General features: G+C 25.8%; 19 protein-coding genes. 8 read left to right on the top strand and 11 right to left on the bottom strand.

Annotation, left to right across the window (positions count from 1 at the left end):
* The first annotated feature begins 6 nt into the window (after positions 1 to 6).
* The 5 genes from ACFEL5_RS03350 (at position 7) to ACFEL5_RS03330 (ending at position 5,511) form a co-directional block, all read left to right on the top strand.
* A complete protein-coding gene (locus ACFEL5_RS03350) occupies positions 7 to 2,175 on the top strand; it encodes an SF1B family DNA helicase RecD2 (protein ID WP_375315688.1) in 2,169 nt (722 codons plus the stop codon).
* Between the two features lie 36 nt (positions 2,176 to 2,211).
* A complete protein-coding gene (locus ACFEL5_RS03345; protein ID WP_375315687.1) occupies positions 2,212 to 3,249 on the top strand; it encodes a hypothetical protein in 1,038 nt (345 codons plus the stop codon).
* 90 nt (positions 3,250 to 3,339) lie between these two features.
* Positions 3,340 to 4,143, top strand: coding sequence for an IS30 family transposase (locus tag ACFEL5_RS03340; RefSeq protein ID WP_375315120.1), 804 nt, complete (start codon positions 3,340 to 3,342; stop codon positions 4,141 to 4,143).
* A 138-nt stretch (positions 4,144 to 4,281) separates the two neighbouring features.
* Positions 4,282 to 5,043 carry an IS30 family transposase gene (locus ACFEL5_RS03335; protein ID WP_375315756.1) on the top strand — a complete coding sequence of 254 codons (762 nt, stop codon included), beginning with the start codon at positions 4,282 to 4,284 and terminating at the stop codon, positions 5,041 to 5,043.
* Between the two features lie 45 nt (positions 5,044 to 5,088).
* Positions 5,089 to 5,511 (top strand): transposase family protein, encoded by a 423-nt coding sequence (locus tag ACFEL5_RS03330; protein WP_342224593.1) that lies wholly within the window; start codon positions 5,089 to 5,091, stop codon positions 5,509 to 5,511.
* Between the two features lie 19 nt (positions 5,512 to 5,530).
* Here ACFEL5_RS03330 and ACFEL5_RS03325 read toward each other — a convergent pair whose 3' ends face one another.
* The 4 genes from ACFEL5_RS03325 to ACFEL5_RS03310 form a co-directional block, all read right to left on the bottom strand.
* Positions 5,531 to 6,091 (bottom strand): UPF0236 family transposase-like protein, encoded by a 561-nt coding sequence (locus tag ACFEL5_RS03325; RefSeq protein WP_375315101.1) that lies wholly within the window; start codon positions 6,089 to 6,091, stop codon positions 5,531 to 5,533.
* 187 nt (positions 6,092 to 6,278) lie between these two features.
* Positions 6,279 to 6,680: a UPF0236 family transposase-like protein gene (locus tag ACFEL5_RS03320; RefSeq protein WP_375315547.1), complete on the bottom strand. Its 402-nt coding sequence runs from the start codon at positions 6,678 to 6,680 to the stop codon at positions 6,279 to 6,281.
* Between the two features lie 211 nt (positions 6,681 to 6,891).
* Positions 6,892 to 7,311, bottom strand: a complete 420-nt coding sequence (locus ACFEL5_RS03315) for a transposase family protein (protein ID WP_375315760.1) — start codon at positions 7,309 to 7,311, stop codon at positions 6,892 to 6,894.
* Between the two features lie 5 nt (positions 7,312 to 7,316).
* Positions 7,317 to 7,709 carry a transposase family protein gene (locus ACFEL5_RS03310; RefSeq protein ID WP_375315019.1) on the bottom strand — a complete coding sequence of 131 codons (393 nt, stop codon included), beginning with the start codon at positions 7,707 to 7,709 and terminating at the stop codon, positions 7,317 to 7,319.
* A 68-nt stretch (positions 7,710 to 7,777) separates the two neighbouring features.
* Here ACFEL5_RS03310 and ACFEL5_RS03305 point away from each other — a divergent pair, with 68 nt between their 5' ends.
* The 3 genes from ACFEL5_RS03305 to ACFEL5_RS03295 all read left to right on the top strand — a co-directional run bounded on the left by ACFEL5_RS03305 (position 7,778) and on the right by ACFEL5_RS03295 (position 9,359).
* Positions 7,778 to 8,008, top strand: a complete 231-nt coding sequence (locus tag ACFEL5_RS03305; RefSeq protein WP_375315108.1) for a hypothetical protein — start codon at positions 7,778 to 7,780, stop codon at positions 8,006 to 8,008.
* A 90-nt stretch (positions 8,009 to 8,098) separates the two neighbouring features.
* The gene (locus ACFEL5_RS03300; protein WP_338966716.1) at positions 8,099 to 9,043 is read left to right on the top strand and encodes an IS30 family transposase; all 945 of its coding nucleotides are present in this window, start codon (positions 8,099 to 8,101) and stop codon (positions 9,041 to 9,043) included.
* A gap of 19 nt (positions 9,044 to 9,062) precedes the next feature.
* Positions 9,063 to 9,359: a JAB domain-containing protein gene (locus ACFEL5_RS03295; RefSeq protein ID WP_375315686.1), complete on the top strand. Its 297-nt coding sequence runs from the start codon at positions 9,063 to 9,065 to the stop codon at positions 9,357 to 9,359.
* A 43-nt stretch (positions 9,360 to 9,402) separates the two neighbouring features.
* On the opposite strand, the gene ACFEL5_RS03290 is transcribed toward ACFEL5_RS03295, so the two are convergent.
* From ACFEL5_RS03290 to ACFEL5_RS03260, 7 genes are all read right to left on the bottom strand, one after another.
* Positions 9,403 to 9,630, bottom strand: a complete 228-nt coding sequence (locus ACFEL5_RS03290; RefSeq protein WP_338967972.1) for a YneF family protein — start codon at positions 9,628 to 9,630, stop codon at positions 9,403 to 9,405.
* A gap of 1 nt (position 9,631) precedes the next feature.
* On the bottom strand, positions 9,632 to 11,656 hold the full coding sequence (gene tkt / locus ACFEL5_RS03285; RefSeq protein ID WP_375315685.1) for a transketolase: 2,025 nt from the start codon (positions 11,654 to 11,656) through the stop codon (positions 9,632 to 9,634).
* A gap of 68 nt (positions 11,657 to 11,724) precedes the next feature.
* Entirely contained in the window at positions 11,725 to 13,410 is a 1,686-nt protein-coding gene (gene aspS / locus ACFEL5_RS03280; RefSeq protein WP_375315684.1) for an aspartate--tRNA ligase, read from the bottom strand.
* Positions 13,410 to 14,687, bottom strand: coding sequence for a histidine--tRNA ligase (hisS, locus tag ACFEL5_RS03275; RefSeq protein WP_338967979.1), 1,278 nt, complete (start codon positions 14,685 to 14,687; stop codon positions 13,410 to 13,412). The genes aspS and hisS overlap by 1 nt, the downstream gene beginning before the upstream one ends.
* A gap of 116 nt (positions 14,688 to 14,803) precedes the next feature.
* Positions 14,804 to 16,324 (bottom strand): DUF2130 domain-containing protein, encoded by a 1,521-nt coding sequence (locus tag ACFEL5_RS03270; RefSeq protein WP_375315683.1) that lies wholly within the window; start codon positions 16,322 to 16,324, stop codon positions 14,804 to 14,806.
* A 313-nt stretch (positions 16,325 to 16,637) separates the two neighbouring features.
* On the bottom strand, positions 16,638 to 17,303 hold the full coding sequence (phoU, locus tag ACFEL5_RS03265; protein WP_342189542.1) for a phosphate signaling complex protein PhoU: 666 nt from the start codon (positions 17,301 to 17,303) through the stop codon (positions 16,638 to 16,640).
* Between the two features lie 67 nt (positions 17,304 to 17,370).
* Positions 17,371 to 20,310, bottom strand: a complete 2,940-nt coding sequence (locus tag ACFEL5_RS03260; protein ID WP_375315682.1) for an AAA family ATPase — start codon at positions 20,308 to 20,310, stop codon at positions 17,371 to 17,373.
* Between the last annotated feature and the right edge of the window lie 24 nt (positions 20,311 to 20,334).

The following is a 20,334-nucleotide window of genomic DNA, read 5'->3' as shown; positions in this document are numbered from 1 at the left end:
AACATAATGGAAAAAATTAAAGGCTATTTAAAAACAATTGTTTTTGAAACTAATGGTTTTATAATTTGTAAGTTTTTGTTACATAATAGTATTAATCGTTATATTTTTGTTAAAGGTTATTTATTTAATTTACAACCTGAGCAGTTATATGAATTACAAGGGCAATTTGTTAGTCATCCAAAGTATGGTAAACAATTTCAAGTTGAACAATATGAAACAGTAATTATTGAAGACAATGAATATTTAGTGAAGTATTTGTCGTCACCATTATTTCCGACAATTGGTAAAACTACAGCTCAAAAGATTATTGATTGTTTACAAGATGATGTTTTAAATAAGATTTATTGTGATGCTAAGATTTTATTTAATATTGGTATTAAAAAAAATCAGGCACAAATTATTTATGAACAAATTAAAAAACAAAAAAATGATCATCAATTAACACAATGATTTTCACGAGCTCAGTTATCTTTTGATTTATTGCATAAGTTACAAGCCCAATATGGAGAAAAACTTTTAGAATTAATAAAAGTTAATCCTTATGTGTTAAGTGATCAATGTGAATTTTGAACTTTTCATAAAGCTGACCAACTCGCTAGAGTGTTAGAAATTAATCTTGATAATGTTTCGCGTTTAGTATATGCATTAAGATATATTATTCGTCAAGAGTCCTTTAAGACAGGACATAGTTATTTTTCAGTTAATATAATTTTAAAACAACTTATGAAGTATAGTATTTTAGATGAAAAATTAATTAATCAAGTAGTAATGCAAGCTATTAATGAAAATAAAATTATCGTTGATAATAATAATTTTTATGATATAGAAATTTATTATAGTGAAATTTTTATTGCTAAATATTTAAATCAATTACAAAAATTAGATAATAATATTAATGATGCTGTTATTATTCAAGATATTCATATTATTGAACAAGAAAATAATATTAGTTATAATAACGAACAACAATTAGCATTATTAAAATTTAGTCAAAAAAATTTAACCATTATTAATGGTGGACCGGGGACAGGAAAAACAACTTTAATTAAAGGAATTATTGCTTTATATCAAAAACATTATCCTCATAATACCGTTGCGATTTGTGCACCCACAGGAAGAGCCGCTAAACGATTAAAGGAGCAAACTAATGTTGAAGCAATAACAATTCATAAATTATTAAAATGAGATTTGCATCACAATAAATTTAATCATAATGAAACTGAACCATTAAATTTTGATTTAATTGTTGTTGATGAGATGAGTATGGTTGATACAATTTTATTTAATAATTTATTAGTTGCTAGCCCTAATTTACATAAATTAGTTTTAGTTGGTGATAACAATCAATTAACTTCTGTTGGTAGTGGCAATGTTTTAGGAGATTTATTACAAGTATCACATTTAAATATTATTAGTTTACAGAAAGTCTATCGTCAACTTGAAAAATCAGAAATTATTAATTTAGCATATCAAATGCAACAAAATAATTTTAGTTATGAATTTACTAATAGTAATGAAGTTCAATTTATTGAATATTATCAAATCCAGCAACTTTTAGAAAATTTGGCAAAGATATTTTTACAATTAGTTAATGAAAGCAATATCTTTGAAGTTCAGGTTCTTGCTTCAATGTATAATGGTCGTTGTGGCATTAATGCAATTAATGAAATATTGCAAGAAGCCTATAATCCTTTTTGTAAAGATAAAATGCAAATTAAAATTGCAACAACTATTTTTCGTGTTGGTGATAAAGTAATGCAAACTAAAAATGATAGTGAAAAAGATATTTATAATGGTGATATTGGGATTATTGATAACATTATTACTAATGAACAAAATAAACAAGTTATTATTGTTCGTTATGAGCAAAGAATTATTGAATATCAGCATCAGGAGTTGAATAATCTTATTTTAGCTTATGCTATTTCTGTTCATAAATCACAAGGTAGTGAATATCCGTTTGTAATAATGATTATTGACAATAGTGCAACATATATGTTAAAAAGAAATCTTATTTATACGGCGATTACTCGCTGTCAAAAGAAATTATATCTTTTAGGTCAAAAAAATATTTTTATTAAAGCTGTTAATTCATTAGAAAAACCACGAATTACAACATTAGTTAAAAGATTAATGGAAAATAAAATAATCTATAGTGGTAAAATATCATCATAAATGACATCATCTAATAAGTGAAAAGTGAGGGATATTATGAAAAAGAATGTATCGCTAATAGTTATCTTTTTTTGATTAATACAAGTTCTTAATATTATTAGTGCTTGTTCTTTAAGTGTTAAAGATTTAAGCACTTTAAATAGTTTACAAGCAATTATTTATCAATCAAATAATCAATATAATAAACTACAACAAGAGATTATTAAAGAAGAACAATTTATTAAGCGCCCCCTTTCTACTAAGGCAAAATTTAAATATTTTGCTGATAGTGAAGCACCTAATGATATTAGTAGTAATTTACAAGTGAAAGGGGATATATGAGTAACTATTTCTGTTGGGAATGATGAAAAGTATGGAACTGGTACTAGTAAACCATTACTAATGAGTCTTATTAGTCCGTTTACTGAAATTGCTAATTTTGGAAGTCCAGCGCAAACAATTCCAACTTTTAGTTATAGTAATGGTAGTTTTTATGTATTTTTACATAACAGAATTCTAAAAGGTGACCAAAGTGGTAACTTTCAAGAGTTAGGAACAATTCCTACTTCTGATACTTTTTGAAGTGCATTAGTATATAATGATAATATTTATATGGGAACAATAACCAAAAAACTTTTTAAAGGTAATAAAAATGGTAACTTTCAAGAGTTAACCAATTGAACTGGTGGAATGATTTGAAGTCTTGCTGTTCATAATAATAATTTTTATTTAGGTACTGATAAGGGGAAAGTTTTTTTAGTAAAAGATTCTAATACTTTTGAAGAAATATTTAGTGTGCCTGATAGTGGTGCTAAAATTATCAGAATAGGTTCTTTTAATAATAGTTTATATGTTGGTGTAAATTATGGAATAAGTAGCAGTAAACTCTTTAAAGAAAGCACAGTTGGTAATTTTACTGAATTAAGTAATTTTGATAAAAACATTAATGATATGATTTTTGTTAATAACAATATCTATATTGCTCTCCAAAATGGTGAAGTTTTGAAAAGTGACAGTACTGGTAATTTTAATCTTTTTTTTAACTTGCTCGCGGGAATTAGAAATTTAGTATTTTATGCTGAATTATACTTGTAAGTGCAAGTAAATAAAATTGCAAAAGATTTCATATAAAAATTTCATGATGCTAAGTTTATTTTAGAAAAAGTAAATTTAAGGAGTTTTTATATGGGATACAAACATCTTGGCATAGATGAAAGAATTTATATTGAGAATCAATTGAAATTTAAAGTAAAAATTAGTGAAATAGCTAAAAATCTTAATCGAAGTATTAGTACTATTAATCGAGAAGTTAATAGAAATAAAGATAATAATCATTATTTTTCATTAATTGCACAAAATAAAGCAGAAAATAGAAAACAATTACATGTTTATTTTCATAAATTTAAAAATAGAGAATTAGTAAAATATGTACAACAAAAATTATTATTAGGTTGATCGCCTGAACAAATTTATGGCAGAATTAAAAATTTTCATCAAGAATGAATTATTAGTTTTAAAACAATTTACAATTGAATTTATTCTGGATTACTTGAAAAGGTTACTAGTAAAAATTTAAGAAGAAAAGGTAAGAAACGAAAATCTCAAGAAAATCGGGGTAAATTTAATGGTAAATCCATTAAAGAACGAAATGTTAATAATCGCATAACTCTTGGCCATTGAGAAGGTGATACTGTAGTATCATCACGAGGTAAAAGTAAATCATGTTTAATAACTTTAGTTGAAAGAACATCAAGATTTACTTTAGCAATATTAGTTGAAAATAGAACTACTAAAGTTATTAACAAAAATATTAGTCATTATTTATCAATTCTTCCAAATAATCTTGTTAAGACTATAACATTTGATAGGGGTAAAGAATTTGCTAATTGACAACAACTTGAAAAAAATTTAAATGTGAAAATTTATTTTGCTGATGCATATTCACCTTGACAAAGAGGTACTAATGAAAATACTAATGGTTTAATATAGAGAAAAATTTCCTAAAAAATTTAATTTTTCAAACACTACTAAAAATGCAGTTCATAAATTTATATTGTCTTTAAACCAAAGACCAAGAAAAATACTAAATTATCTTTCGCCAATCGAATATTTGGTTAGAAAAATAATTTAGTTGCACTTAACTTTACAATTTGGCATAAATTTAAAAATAGAGAATTAGTAAAATATGTACAACAAAAATTATTATTAGGTTGATCGCCTGAACAAATTTATGGCAGAATTAAAAATTTTCATCAAGAATGAATTATTAGTTTTAAAACAATTTACAATTGAATTTATTCTGGATTACTTGAAAAGGTTACTAGTAAAAATTTAAGAAGAAAAGGTAAGAAACGAAAATCTCAAGAAAATCGGGGTAAATTTAATGGTAAATCCATTAAAGAACGAAATGTTAATAATCGCATAACTCTTGGCCATTGAGAAGGTGATACTGTAGTATCATCACGAGGTAAAAGTAAATCATGTTTAATAACTTTAGTTGAAAGAACATCAAGATTTACTTTAGCAATATTAGTTGAAAATAGAACTACTAAAGTTATTAACAAAAATATTAGTCATTATTTATCAATTCTTCCAAATAATCTTGTTAAGACTATAACATTTGATAGGGGTAAAGAATTTGCTAATTGACAACAACTTGAAAAAAATTTAAATGTGAAAATTTATTTTGCTGATGCATATTCACCTTGACAAAGAGGTACTAATGAAAATACTAATGGTTTAATTAGAGAAAAATTTCCTAAAAAATTTAATTTTTCAAACACTACTAAAAATGCAGTTCATAAATTTATATTGTCTTTAAACCAAAGACCAAGAAAAATACTAAATTATCTTTCGCCAATCGAATATTTGGTTAGAAAAATAATTTAGTTGCACTTAACTTTACAATTTGGCAAGAATTAAAAAAAACTAAAATTATTATTTTCTGGTAAGAAAAGGCAACATTCATTAAAATCACAAATAATTATTGATTTATTTAACAATAAAATTATTTCAGTAGATTTTTGTTATGGCAGTATTCATGATTATAAGTTATTTTTAAAATCAAATACACTTATAAATCCAAAATTAGAATTAATTGCCGATTCAGGCTATCAAGGTTTGCAAAATGTTCATAAAAATACATTATTGCCAATTAAAAAGAGTAAAAATAATCCCTTAAATCCAGATAAAAAGGAATATAATAGCTTTTTAAGTAAAGTTAGAATTGCCATTGAACATGTTTTTGCTAGATTAAAAAGATTTAAAATACTAGTTTATCGTTATCGCAATAAGATTAGAAGATTTGGATTACGATTTAACTTAATTTCAGGAATATATAATTTTGAATTAAGCTAGTTATAGTTATGTACCAAGTCTAATGTAATACATTTAATTTGTTTAAATTTGCCATTCTTAAATGTAATAGATTATTTAAATTTTTATGATTATATATTTTCGCCCCATATCCTAATTGTTGTTTTACCAAATGTGATACATCACTTTCAATGCTACAACCGATATTTCATTCTAAATTTTGATGATGAATACCATGCTTGTTGTTTTCGAAATAATTACTCGCCCTCCTTAAATTTTTTTTAATGTCTTTATTTAATTCATTTTTAGCACCATTGCGAATGTTTTTGATTAATTCTTGATGATTACCATTTTTATATAATTCAATTCAACTATTTAGTGTTACTTTGCGATTTTCAAAAATAATATTAAATGCCGTTTGTTTTAATTTTTTAATAGCGTGATACCCATCTAAAATATATCTAACATTACCAAAACTATTGGCAATTTCTCTAATTCAAGTAGCGCCATCGCCACAAACAATTATTTTGTCATAATTAATATTCACATAATGTTTTTGTAATTCTCTAATTAATAAGTCACGATAATCCATCGTATTTATTCGTTTACCAACTTTTAACATTAGAAAATGACCTCGTTTGTTTTCTAATTCTCTACGAGCATTGTTGTCGTTTTTTTCTTTAGACTTGGTACATAACCTTTAATTTTATCTACTATTTTGATAATTATTTTTTAGATGAAATACAAATGTTAGATAAATACAAAGATAAAAATGAATTTTATAGTTTAGTCGGCATAAAATGTTATAGTTATGTACCAAGTCTTTTATGTCCGGTGTGAAAAGTAACTAAACGAATTCTTTGGTCTTGTTTAACTTTATGGTCTAATGTCGCTAAAAATGTCTCATCTAGTTGAATATATAAATCCTTACTTTTGACATCAATTCTATTTTTAGTTTCTTTTTCTGCTAGTTGAAAATATTCGGCAATATCGTATTTATTTAAAATATTTGAAATACTAGCTTTTGAAATATAACAATGATTTAGAGCGTCTAAAACATCGCGATACCGCTTACCATCACCCAGAAGACTTAAAACTTTAAATTGGACATCAAAATAAATGCGTTGTTTGGGTAATAGACCAATTTCTTTGTCTAACAAACATACATATTCAAATTTACCTGATTTTTTATTTCAATAGACTTGGTACATAACTATAACATTTTATGCCGACTAAACTATAAAATTCATTTTTATCTTTGTATTTATCTAACATTTGTATTTCATCTAAAAAATAATTATCAAAATAGTAGATAAAATTAAAGGTTATGTACCAAGTCTATTGTGTTATTTGCCAGTTTCATTGGGATTCTCTTTCTTCCGATTAAGTGTTTATTTCAATAGACTTGGTACATAACTATAACTAGCTTAATTCAAAATTATATATTCCTGAAATTAAGTTAAATCGTAATCCAAATCTTCTAATCTTATTGCGATAACGATAAACTAGTATTTTAAATCTTTTTAATCTAGCAAAAACATGTTCAATGGCAATTCTAACTTTACTTAAAAAGCTATTATATTCCTTTTTATCTGGATTTAAGGGATTATTTTTACTCTTTTTAATTGGCAATAATGTATTTTTATGAACATTTTGCAAACCTTGATAGCCTGAATCGGCAATTAATTCTAATTTTGGATTTATAAGTGTATTTGATTTTAAAAATAACTTATAATCATGAATACTGCCATAACAAAAATCTACTGAAATAATTTTATTGTTAAATAAATCAATAATTATTTGCGATTTTAATGAATGTTGCCTTTTCTTACCAGAAAATAATAATTTTAGTTTTTTTTAATTCTTTCAATTGGAATTTCTGTAGCATCAATTGCTAATAAATTATTATTAGTAACTTTATGTTCCAATAATATCTTTTTGCCAGGTATATGAAAGTGACTATTTTTTATTAGAGTATTTTCAACTCAAAAGATATTACGAATACAACTAACATGACTAATATTATATTTTTTTGCAATAATACGATATGTACTATATTCTTTTCAGTATTCTAAAGTCATAAGTAATCTTTGCTCTATTGATAATTTATTTGGTCTACCACCAATTTGTTTTTGTTTAGCTTTAGCTTCTTTTAAAATTTCTACCATTTTCATGAAAGTTTTATATTTTATGCCTATTAGACTATAAAATTCATTTTCGTCTTTGTATTTATCTAACATTTGTACTTCACCTAGTAAATAATATTATCAAAATAGTAGATAAAATTAAAGGTTATGTACCAAGTCTAATGTTTCTAGTTGTTTGAAAAGATTTAAATTGAGAACAAATTAAACAAACTTTCTGAGATTTGTTTATCCAAATTACAACTATTCCAGCTCATATTACTGGTGGTAAAGAAATTAATTTAACTGAAGAACCGCTTTGACTTTTAACAACCAACATCGCTTTTTGATTACTAACAACAGTTATTATCTTATTTATGTTGATTTTATTTTATAAAGCTGAATTATACTTGTAAGTGCAAGTAAATAAAATTGCAAAAGATTTCATATAAAAATTTCATGATGCTAAGTTTATTTTAGAAAAAGTAAATTTAAGGAGTTTTTATATGGGATACAAACATCTTGGCATAGATGAAAGAATTTATATTGAGAATCAATTGAAATTTAAAGTAAAAATTAGTGAAATAGCTAAAAATCTTAATCGAAGTATTAGTACTATTAATCGAGAAGTTAATAGAAATAAAGATAATAATCATTATTTTTCATTAATTGCACAAAATAAAGCAGAAAATAGAAAACAATTACATGTTTATTTTCATAAATTTAAAAATAGAGAATTAGTAAAATATGTACAACAAAAATTATTATTAGGTTGATCGCCTGAACAAATTTATGGCAGAATTAAAAATTTTCATCAAGAATGAATTATTAGTTTTAAAACAATTTACAATTGAATTTATTCTGGATTACTTGAAAAGGTTACTAGTAAAAATTTAAGAAGAAAAGGTAAGAAACGAAAATCTCAAGAAAATCGGGGTAAATTTAATGGTAAATCCATTAAAGAACGAAATGTTAATAATCGCATAACTCTTGGCCATTGAGAAGGTGATACTGTAGTATCATCACGAGGTAAAAGTAAATCATGTTTAATAACTTTAGTTGAAAGAACATCAAGATTTACTTTAGCAATATTAGTTGAAAATAGAACTACTAAAGTTATTAACAAAAATATTAGTCATTATTTATCAATTCTTCCAAATAATCTTGTTAAGACTATAACATTTGATAGGGGTAAAGAATTTGCTAATTGACAACAACTTGAAAAAAATTTAAATGTGAAAATTTATTTTGCTGATGCATATTCACCTTGACAAAGAGGTACTAATGAAAATACTAATGGTTTAATTAGAGAAAAATTTCCTAAAAAATTTAATTTTTCAAACACTACTAAAAATGCAGTTCATAAATTTATATTGTCTTTAAACCAAAGACCAAGAAAAATACTAAATTATCTTTCGCCAATCGAATATTTGGTTAGAAAAATAATTTAGTTGCACTTAACTTTACAATTTGGCAAATAATAATAATCGGATTATTTTTAAACAACTTGTGTATCAAGGAACAATTAATCAAATTTCGATTGATCCAAAAGATATATATTACCTCGTTTTAAAAAATCATGCCCAAAAAATTATTTGTGCTCATAATCACCCTAATAATGATAGTTTGCCTAGTAAACATGATATAGAAACCACAAATTCTTTAATTTATATTGCTAAAGTTTTAAAAATTGAATTTGTTGATCACATCATTATTAGTAAAAATAATTTTTATAGTATTTTATTGCAAACTAAATTTGCCATATAAAAACTGCCATTATATGGCAGTTTAAAAAATTATTTTATTAGTTCTAAGGTTTTTTTTGATTACGACGCATCGCATTCATCACAGCTTTAATTTGTGATTCGGAAGGTTTTCTTCCCATTTGCATATACATTGCTCGAATCATTTTTTCATTAACTGGTGGATTATCTCTTAATTGCTTTTCAAACATCTTTTTAGATATTAAAAATGCTAATAACCCTCCTATTACTAAACCGCCAACAAGACCAATTAACAATCCTGCTCATCAAGGCATTTTATCTTTTCTCCTTTATATTATCTTTTTGTAATAATTGTTTAACTTGTAATACAATATTATCAACAGCAAATCCTAATTCATTCATTATATCTTGCATTGGTGCTGATATTCCAAATCTGTCAATGCCAAAAGTTATCCCATTATCAACATATTTATGTCATCCTCAAGTTGAAGCCATTTCTAAACTTATCTTTTTAACAGTCTGCGGAAGCACTTCTAACTTATAAGTCACATCTTGACAATCAAAAACAGTTGTTGAAGGCATAGAAACAACACGAATAGTATTAATATTTTCTTTTTGTAATTGTTGCTGAACTTTTAATGCTAATTGCACTTCACTACCAGTAGCAATAATTATTAATTCTAATTGTGATTTTTCAGGACTAATAATATATCCGCCTTTTAATGCTTTATTAACATCACTAGAAATAATTTGCGGTAAATTTTGTCGCGAAACTAAAATTGCTGTTGGCTTATCTTTACTATTCAATGCACAAATATAACTAGCAATCGTTTCTTTCATATCACAAGGACGAAAAACATTTAAGTTAGGTAATGCTCTTAACATTGAAATTTGTTCTACCGGTTGATGGGTTGGTCCATCTTCACCAACAGCAATTGAATCGTGACTAAAAACAAAAATATTAGGAATTTCCATTAATGAAGCTAAACGAATTGCAGGTTTCATATAATCACTAAAAATTAAAAAAGTAGCAACAAATGAGCGAACAGTTTTTTGTAATAGCATCCCATTACTAATAGCACCCATTCCAAATTCACGAACGCCAAACATAATATTACGACCTTGTAAATTATTAGATGCAAAATATCCATCACTTCCTAAAACTTTTGTTGATGATGATAAATCAGCACTACCACCAATAAATAATGGCAATTTTTTACTAATAGTTTTTAATACTATTGATGAACAATCTCTTGTTGCCATATCTTGTTCAATTAAAATATCTTGAAAATCATTAGCAGTAAAATTATAGTTATGATATAAAGTATCATTAATTTCCTTATATTCAGTAACATATTTATTAGCATATTCAGTTCACATTTGATTTCAAATTTGTTGTTGTTGTTGACCTCTTTGTGCAACTCTAACTTTAAAATCATTTTTCACATCATCAGGAACAAAAAATGGTTCATAATCTCACTTTAAATTTTCTTTTAGCTTAATAATATCATCACCTAAAGGGGCACCGTGAACACTGCTAGTTCCTGCTTTTGAAGCGCCAACACCAATAATAGTTTTAATTTCAATTAAAGTTGGCTTTTCAGTTTCCGCTTTAGCTTGTCTTATTGCTTGACTAATTGCTTTAAAGTCACTACCCGCAGTAACTAAAATATAATTTCAATTAGCACTTAAAAAACGCTGTTTTGTATTTTCACTTTGTGATAAACTTACTGGACCATCTAATTGAATATCATTAGAGTCATATAAAACAATTAAATTACTTAATTTTAAATGACCTGCTAAACTAATAGCTTCTTGACTTATGCCTTCTTGTAAATCACCATCACTACAAATAATATAAGTATGATAGTCAAAAATATTAAAATCAGGTTTATTATATTTATGTGCCAGAAAAGTTCTTACTAAATCACAACCAACACCCATTGCTAATCCTTGTCCTAATGGTCCCGTTGTTGCTTCAACACCAGGTGTTAAATTTCTTTCTGGATGTCCAGGAGTAATTGAATCTAATTGCCGAAAATTTTTAACTTCATCAATACTAATATCATAACCACTTAAATGTAATAACGCATACAATAATGCTGAGCCATGTCCAGCTGATAAAATAAAACGATCACGATTAATTCATTGGGGATCTTGCGGATTACAATATAAATGTTCACTAAATAGTGCATAACTCATTGGTGCTGCTCCTAAAACAATTCCCGGATGCCCTGAATTAGCTTGATTGACAGCTTCAACACCTAACATCTTAATAGTATTAATTGACTGCTCACGATTATAATTATCGTTTTCATTTTGAAATTGGTTTTGTGACATATTATTCCTCCTTGTTACTTTTCACCATACTTATTTTAATATATTTTCCATAAAATACCTATATTTTACTAACTATTTACCACATTTAACCCTAAAATGTCCAATTGTTCTTGTTTAACAACACTAGGAGCATGCGTTAACATATCACTACCCTTAGTATTTTTAGGAAAAGCAATCACATCACGAATACTATGACTATTACTTAATAACATTATTAAACGATCTAATCCCAAAGCAATACCACCATGAATTGGTGCTCCATAGGATAAAGCATTCAAAAGAAAACCAAATTTTTCTTTTTGTTCTTCAACAGAAACTTGTAAAAACTCTAACATTTTTTGTTGCATTTCAAGACTATGAATTCGCATTGAACCACCACCAACTTCATAACCATTCAATACTAAATCATAAGCCTGAGATTTGACTAACATTGGATTACTAGTAAAATCAATTTCATCTTTAATATTAGGGCGCGTAAAAGGATGATGGGCAGCAACAAATTTTTTACTTTCATTATCATAAGCAAATAATGGTCAATTTACAACTCATAAAAATTGATAATCTTCATTAGTAAAAAGATTTAATTGTTTAGCAATAGCCTGTCTTATGGCTCCCATTGTATTGCAAGCCAATTCATAATCATTTGTAATCATTAAAACGGTTGCTTGATTACTAATTGCTAAATGATTAATGATAGCTTCAGCATTATTAGATAATAACTCTGACCCAATAACTTTATTGTCATAAGTAATATATTCCAACTGTCCCGCCTGATATTGACTAACAATAACTTTTAGGTCTGCTAATTGTAAATCAGTTAATAACTGAGAAACAACAATTGCTTTAGTAGTTTTCTTTTTACTACTAGTATTCATTAAACTAAGGTCAATAAGTTTTAAATCATATCGTAAATCTGGTTTATCACTACCATATAAATCAATTGCTACTTCATAATCTAATTGTAAAAAAGGTATTTTTAGATTAATGATTTTAGTTTTTAACATTATTTCCTGCATCATTTGCTCTAAAAGAGTAATAATATCCTTTTGTTCAATAAAACTCATTTCTAAATCTAATTGACTAAATTCTGGTTGGCGATCACTTCTTAAATCTTCATCACGAAAACAACGAGCAATTTGATAGTAGCGATCATAACCACCAACCATTAATAATTGCTTAAATATTTGCGGTGACTGTGGTAACGCATAAAAATGTCCTTTTTGATTTCTTGCCGGAACTAAATAGTCTCTTGCCCCTTCGGGAGTTGTGCTTGCTAAAATTGGCGTTTCAATTTCTAAAAAATTATTATTATTTAAAAAATTACGCATTATTTGCATAACTTGATGACGCAAAATTATTTTATCTTGCATTACTTGTCTTCGTAAATCTAAAAACCGATATTCTAAACGCGTTTCCTCTAAACTTTCATTATCTAATGGTGATACTTGTGATTTATTTATTAACTCTAAATTAGTACAAATAATTTCAATATTTCCTGTTGATAAATTATTATTTTTAGATTTACGAAGCACTACCGTACCATCAACTTTAATAACATCATCAGTGCTTAAACTTTTAGCGAGAATATAGTTAGGATTTTCACTATTAATTATAATTTGCGTCATTCCATAACGATCGCGTAAATCTAAAAATATTAAATTATTAAGTTTACGAATTGTATGAACTCAACCACAAAGGTTAACTTCTAAATTAACATTTTCTTCTCTTAATTCACCACAATTATGACTTCTCATTATTTATCTCCCTTATTTGCATTCAAATAATTAATTAATTCATTAATACTAATCTTTTCTTCTACCTTAGTTTCCTGATTTTTAATAGTTAAATTACTCTCTTTAACTTCGCTATCACCAATAATAATAACAAAACGACAATCTAATTTAGAAACAACATTAAACTGAGCCTTAATATTCCTTTGTTCATAATCCATATCACTAATAAAATTATTACTTCTTAAAGTTAATAATACATTAGTTGCTAATTCATAACCAGTAGCGGTTAAAGCAATAATGTATACATCAACCAATGGAAGCATTTTTTTAATAAAGTCTGAATGATTTTCAGTAGCATTAAGTAATCTTTCAATTCCGATTGCAAAACCAATTGCTGGAACTGATTTTTGATTTTTTGATAATTCCTCAACTAAATTATCATAACGACCACCACCAATTAATGTATTCTGTCCTTCAACACCCTTCTCTAAACTAATAATTTCAAAAACAGTATCATTATAATAGTCTAAACCGCGAACTAATTTACTATCAATCTCATATTTAACTTTTAAATTATCCAATAACTTTATTAACCTTGTAAAATATTCTTTTTCTTCAACAGAATAAGTTTCACTAATTATTGGTAAATTTTTAATATTTTGATCAATTTTACAATCTAATACTCGCAAGGTATTTTTAGTAATTCTTCTTTGACAATCCTCACATAATGTTGTGCTCATATCTTGTAAAAATGTTTTTAAAATTTGTTGATATTTATTTTGGGTTGCTTTTGCTCCTAAAAAATTTATTTTAAGAATAATATTATTAATCTTTAACGATTTAACAATATCCATTGCTAAACAAATAATTTCAGCATCTAAATAAATAGTTTTTTTACCAAAAACTTCCACACCAAATTGCGTAAATTGTCTTTGACGCCCTCGTTGTGGTCGCTCATAGCGAAACATATGTCCATAGTAAAATAATTTTAAAGGTAATCCTAAAACATCAACTAATTTATTTTCAATTACTGCTCTAACAATTGGCGCTGTATTTTCAGGACGAAGTGCTAATTCACGACCTTTTTTATCTTGAAAGTTAAACATTTCTTTACTAACAATATCGCTATTAACACCAACAGTTCTTTGAAATAATTCATACTGTTCAAATATCGGCGTACTAATTTCTTCATAATTATATTTTTTAACAATATCTCGTAAAATTTGTTGTAATTGATATCGTTGTTTACTTTGGATTGGTAAAATATCATTAGTACCTCTGGGGGCTTTATATTCCATACATTTCTCTCCTTAGACTTACTTTCACTACTAATTTTACTAGTTATTTACAAAAATTAAAAATTTTTCAATAAAAACTTCTTGTTGTTGTCTTAACTACAAGAAGTCTTTTAAAATTACAATAATTTTTTTAAAGAATCCTCAATTTTAGCAATTAATATTTCTTGTAAATTCTCTTTAACGCTTTTTAATTTCTCATTAGAGTTTTGAATTTGTTGAATATGCTTTTCAAACTTAATAAACTCTTGCATCGCTTTACCAATTAAAGAACTAAATTCATCTTGTAATCAATTATTAAAGCGTTCTTTAAATTCCTGATCATTTTTATTAGTTGAAGATTGTAATGATAAAGCAAATTCTTTTTTAATTAAAATTTTTAAAATATTAACAATTAATGCAATAACTTCAAGGTCAGTATTAATAATAAAAATATCACGATATTTTGAAGAACGACTAAATGGTGCTTTAGCATAAGTTCAAACAATAATGCCAAACTTAGCATTTCATTCTTTTAATTCAATTGCTAATTTTTCCTCTCATTTACTATCTAATTTTTCTTGATTTTTTAACTCAAATAAGATATTACCAACTACTTTATTATCCTCTTCATCATTCAAAACTCCTAACCTAAAATCAGGTTTTTTACCATTAATGGTTTTAGTTGTTTTTTCAAAATGGTCATTTGGAAAAAACGATGGCATTTTACCTGCAAAATCATTTTCTAAATTAGCTCCTAAAATTCCTGTTCTAATATTTCGTCCTTGTTCTAATTTAAGTTTTAATTCAGTTGTTTCATCAATTAACTTATTAATTTCTTCTTGTTTAGAATTAATAATTTCAGTTTCTTTTTTTGCTACTAATTCTTGGACCTTAGCATCATTAGTTTTAACTAACATATCTAATTGATGATTTTTCTCTTGTAAATCATTAATATTTTTCTGATAGTCTTTATTTAAAGTATCCAACTTATTTTGTTGTAAATTACTTCACTCTTTTTCTTTTTCAGCCAAAATAACCTTAATATCTGCTTCCTTTGTTTTCTTTTCGGTTTCTAAAATACTAATTTTATCCTTTAATAAATCAATTTCTTGTTGTTTATTTTTAGTAATTTCAAGTTCTTTTTCTGTAAACAATTTTTCTCGTTGAGATGCATTAGTTTTTTCTTTAATATCTAAATCTTTTATTTTAGAATTTAACTCATCAATTATCTTTTGATAATTATCTTTAATATCAGCAATTTCTTTTTGTTTTTGTTTTTCAATATTGCTTTTTTCTTTCAAAATAGAAACTTCAATATCAGCCTTTTTTGTTTCTTCTTGGGATTTTAAATTGCTCTTAGCATCATTTAATTGTTGGTTTAAACCATCTAAAATTTGTTGATGGGCTTCTTTTATTTTATGCAATTCATTATCGTGTTGCTTATTTCACTCATTTTCTTTTTCATTTACTACACTAGTAATTTCTATTGCTTTTTGTTTTTGAAAATCAGCATCTAATTGATTTTTTAACTTATCACAATATTCTTGCTCCTTACGATTAAAAAATTGTTGTAAATATGATACTGCTTGATGACTCTTTTCAAAATCCTTTTCGGTAATTTCTTGATGACAATGTGGACATTGAATTATAAATGACATTAGTTAAATCCTTTCTTTTTTTAATTTTATAAATTAATATTATCATTAACAATCTGATATAAATTTCTATTCTAGATTATTTTCTAAACATTTTATATTAATTTTAAAAAAATAAAATGTCTCCTTCTATAAATAAAAAAGACATTAATTAAATAGTAATATTTTCAAACTACTTCATTTCAATCGCAAGTATTAATAAAAACTACTAGATATTTTAAAAATAACAATATTAATCTTTTGTTGATTCATTAACTATCATAAATTTTAATATAAGTGCTTTCTAAATGTTTTACTACTAGAGCTTGTCCTGATATTATCTTCCTGATTCATAATGAGTTCCCTGAGAAATAAATAGTAAGGTTTCAGCAATATTAACTAAATGATCACCAGCTCGCTCTAAATATTTTAATTGTTGCATAATTCCTGTATAAATTCATATTTTATCTTCAGTAACATTATCTAAAACTAAATCAATTAACAAAGTATTAATATCATTATATTCACTATCAACAATATCATCTAATCTAACAATAGTTTGAATAATTTTCTTACCTCATTGTGTTTCATCAGCAAGAACTTTAATAATAAACTGCATAATTTTTAAAACTTTTTTAGATAATTGACCAATATATTTACTATATTTAACTGGTGGTTTAGCTTTTAAATAAAAATTAGCAATGTTACGAGCATAATCAGAAATTCTTTCTAATTCTTTGGCAATTGACATATAACCAATAATATGGCGTAAATCGCTAGCAACTGGTTGTTGTTTAGCAATTCTTCAAATGGCACTATCTAAAATTTCAGCATAAAATTTGTTAATATTATTATCATTAGCAACAATTATTTTACATTTACTAATACTTTCTTCTTCTAAAGCTTTAATAACTTCTTTATGTTGTTTCATTGTTAAATTAAATAATTCAATAATATTATTTTTCAAGCGTTCAATCTCAATAGTAAATTTAGTTCTTAACATTTTAATAGCCTCCATTGGATTAAATCATTAATGTTTTACCCTTATCATACTAATAATACACGATAAATTAATTAGCAGAAGTAACTAAATTTTTTGCTTGTTCTAATCTAATAGCAACCATTTTAGTAACACCTTTACTTTGCATTGTTGTGCCATACAATGTATCACAGTTTTCCATTGTTCCTGGGCGATGCGTAATAACAATAAATTGTGTTTCCGTAGCAAAAGACTTTAAATACTTAGCAAATCTTTCAACATTGGCAACATCTAATGGCGCTTCCACTTCATCAAGAATAACAATTGGTAAAGGTCGTGCCTTTAAAATTGCAAAAAGCACTGCTAAAGCTACTAGTGATTTCTCACCACCTGATAATAAATTCAAGTTAGTAATAGTTTTTCCTGGTAAATTTACTAAAATATCAATTCCGGTTTCTAAAATATTATTAGGATCAGTATATACTAAACTAGCAGTGCCACCAGCAAAAAGAACTTTAAAAGTTTCTGGCAAAACCTTATTAATATCTTTAATGGTCGTATCAAAACAAGTTATCATAATTTCATCCATATCTTTAATAGCATTAAGTAATTGTTTTTTACCATTATTTAATTCTTGTTCTTGTTCTTTTAAAAATTGATATCGTTCATTAATTGTTTCATATTCAGAAATAGCATCAATATTTACTGGCCCTAAATCTTGTAATTCTTGGCGTAATAAAATAATTTGTTCACGAACTTCTTTAATATCACCAATCGGGTCTTGACCATACTTTTCATAACCATATTCATAAGTTAAACGATATTCTTGCGCTAATCTTTCTAAATTTTGTTGTAAACAATTATCAATTGCTAACTTTTGATAATTATATTCTTGTAATAGTTTCTCTTGATTTTTATATTCAGTACGCATTTTTTTTATTTCTAAAGTTAATGAATATAATTGATTACTATAAGTTTCTCGCAAAGTTCTTTGTGTTTGTTGTTGCTCAGTAATTTTTAATTTTTCTAACTTTAAATTACTAATTTTATTTTCCAATATTAGTCGCTCATCAAGTTGTTGATTAAAATCATCACTAACTCGCATTTTTTTCTTTGTTAAATGTTGATATTCTTGTTCAATTATTCTTTGTTTTTGTTCATTACTTTGTTTACTTTGTTGAAACTTACCTAAATGCAATTGTTTTTGTTCTAATTCATTATTTAATGTTATTAGTTTCTCTTTAATACTTTGCCATTTTTGATAATAAGTTTGAACTAATTGTTCTAATTCACTAATTTTAGTTTTTAAACTATTAACTTGCTCTTCATTATTAAATAAAAATGGCTTAACTCTTTTGTGACCACCACTAATACTGCCCCCAGGGCGAATAACATCACCTTGTAAAGTAATAATATGATACTTCCGATAAGTCAAATGAGCAATTTCATTTGCTTGTGCTAAACTCTCAACAATAATTATTCTTCCTAATAAAAAACGCATTACTGGTTCAAACTTAACATTAGTAGTTAATAATTCATAAGCAATGCCAATAAAACCTTTTTGAGTTTTTAATAATGATAAATCCTCATTATTAATCATTTGAATCCGTAAACTATTTAAAGGTAAAAATGTTGCAATTCCACCTTCATTAGCTTTTAAAAATTGAATTGCACGAATAGCATCACTATCCTTTTCAACAACAATATGTTGCATACTGCTAGATAAGGCTTCTTGAATAGCTAATTGATAAATACTAGGAACATTAATTAATCGATCAATAGTATCAATAATTCCTGTTAAATGAAGTCGATTATTTAAAATTGTTTTAACACCCTGATAATAATAAGTATTATTACTTTGCAAATCAACTAAATAATCTTGTTTACTTTTTAATTCATAAATTTCCTTATTTAAAAGATTATACTTTTTAACAGCAACTTCTAAATCTTCATTTAATAAAATTCTTTGTTTTTGAAAATCATCAATCATATTTTGCTGTTCAGTAATTAATTTAGTTTGTTGTAAAATTTCTTGATTAATATTATTAGCATCTTGTTCTAAATCTTGAACTTGATTATTACTATTAACTTGCTTTTCATTTTGTTGTGAAATTTTTTCATTTTGTAATAGTTCTAATTGATTAAGATGTTCATCTAATTGTTGTCCGAATTGTTGCATTTTATTATCAATAGTAAAAATATTTTCTTGCAACAAATTAATTTTATTATCATAATTAGTAATTTGAACACTTAAATCTTCAGTTTGAGAAGTATATCTTTTAATTTCTAATTGTAAATCACGAAGCCCTTCATACTGACTAGTAATATCTTTTACTAAAATAGCCACTTCAATAGTTGTCAATTGTTCTTTTTTAGTAACATATTCTTGTGCTTTTTTAGCTTGACGACGCAAATAATTAATATTTCTTTCCATCTCAATAATGATGTCATTAATGCGAACTAAATTTTCTTCAGTTTTTTCTAATTTCCGAACTGACTCTAATTTGCGTTTTTTATACTTAGATACATTAGCTGCTTCTTCAAACAATAATCTTCTTTCTTCTGGTTTAACTTGTGAAAAATTAGCGACATTACCTTGATTAATAATAGCTAATGAACCTTTACTTAAACCAGTACCTAATACTAATTCTTGAACATCCTTTAATCTGCTACGACTTTTATTAATTGAATATTCATTCTCATTATTATCACGATAAACTCTTCTAGTTATTTCTACTTCATCAAAGTCAATAGGAAAAATGCGTTTTTTATTATTAAAAATTAATTTAACTTCCGCCATATTTAACTGTGGATATTCACTACTACCTTGAAAAATAATATCTTGAATATTATCACCCCGTAATGATTTAATTGATTGTTCGCCCAATACTCAACGAATAGCATCATTAATATTAGACTTACCAGAACCATTAGGTCCCACAACACCAATAATACCGTGCTCAAAAACTATTTTTGTTGGCTTAGCAAATGATTTAAATCCATACGCTTCTAATCTTTTTAAAAACACCATATTTATCTACCTCACAAATTTTAT

This window comes from Spiroplasma endosymbiont of Tipula paludosa, from assembly GCF_964264785.1.
In the GTDB taxonomy this organism is placed as follows: Bacteria; Bacillota_I; Bacilli_A; order Mycoplasmatales; family Nriv7; genus Nriv7.
Note: the sequence above shows the minus strand (reverse complement) of the source record. Positions and strands in the feature narration are given on the sequence as shown.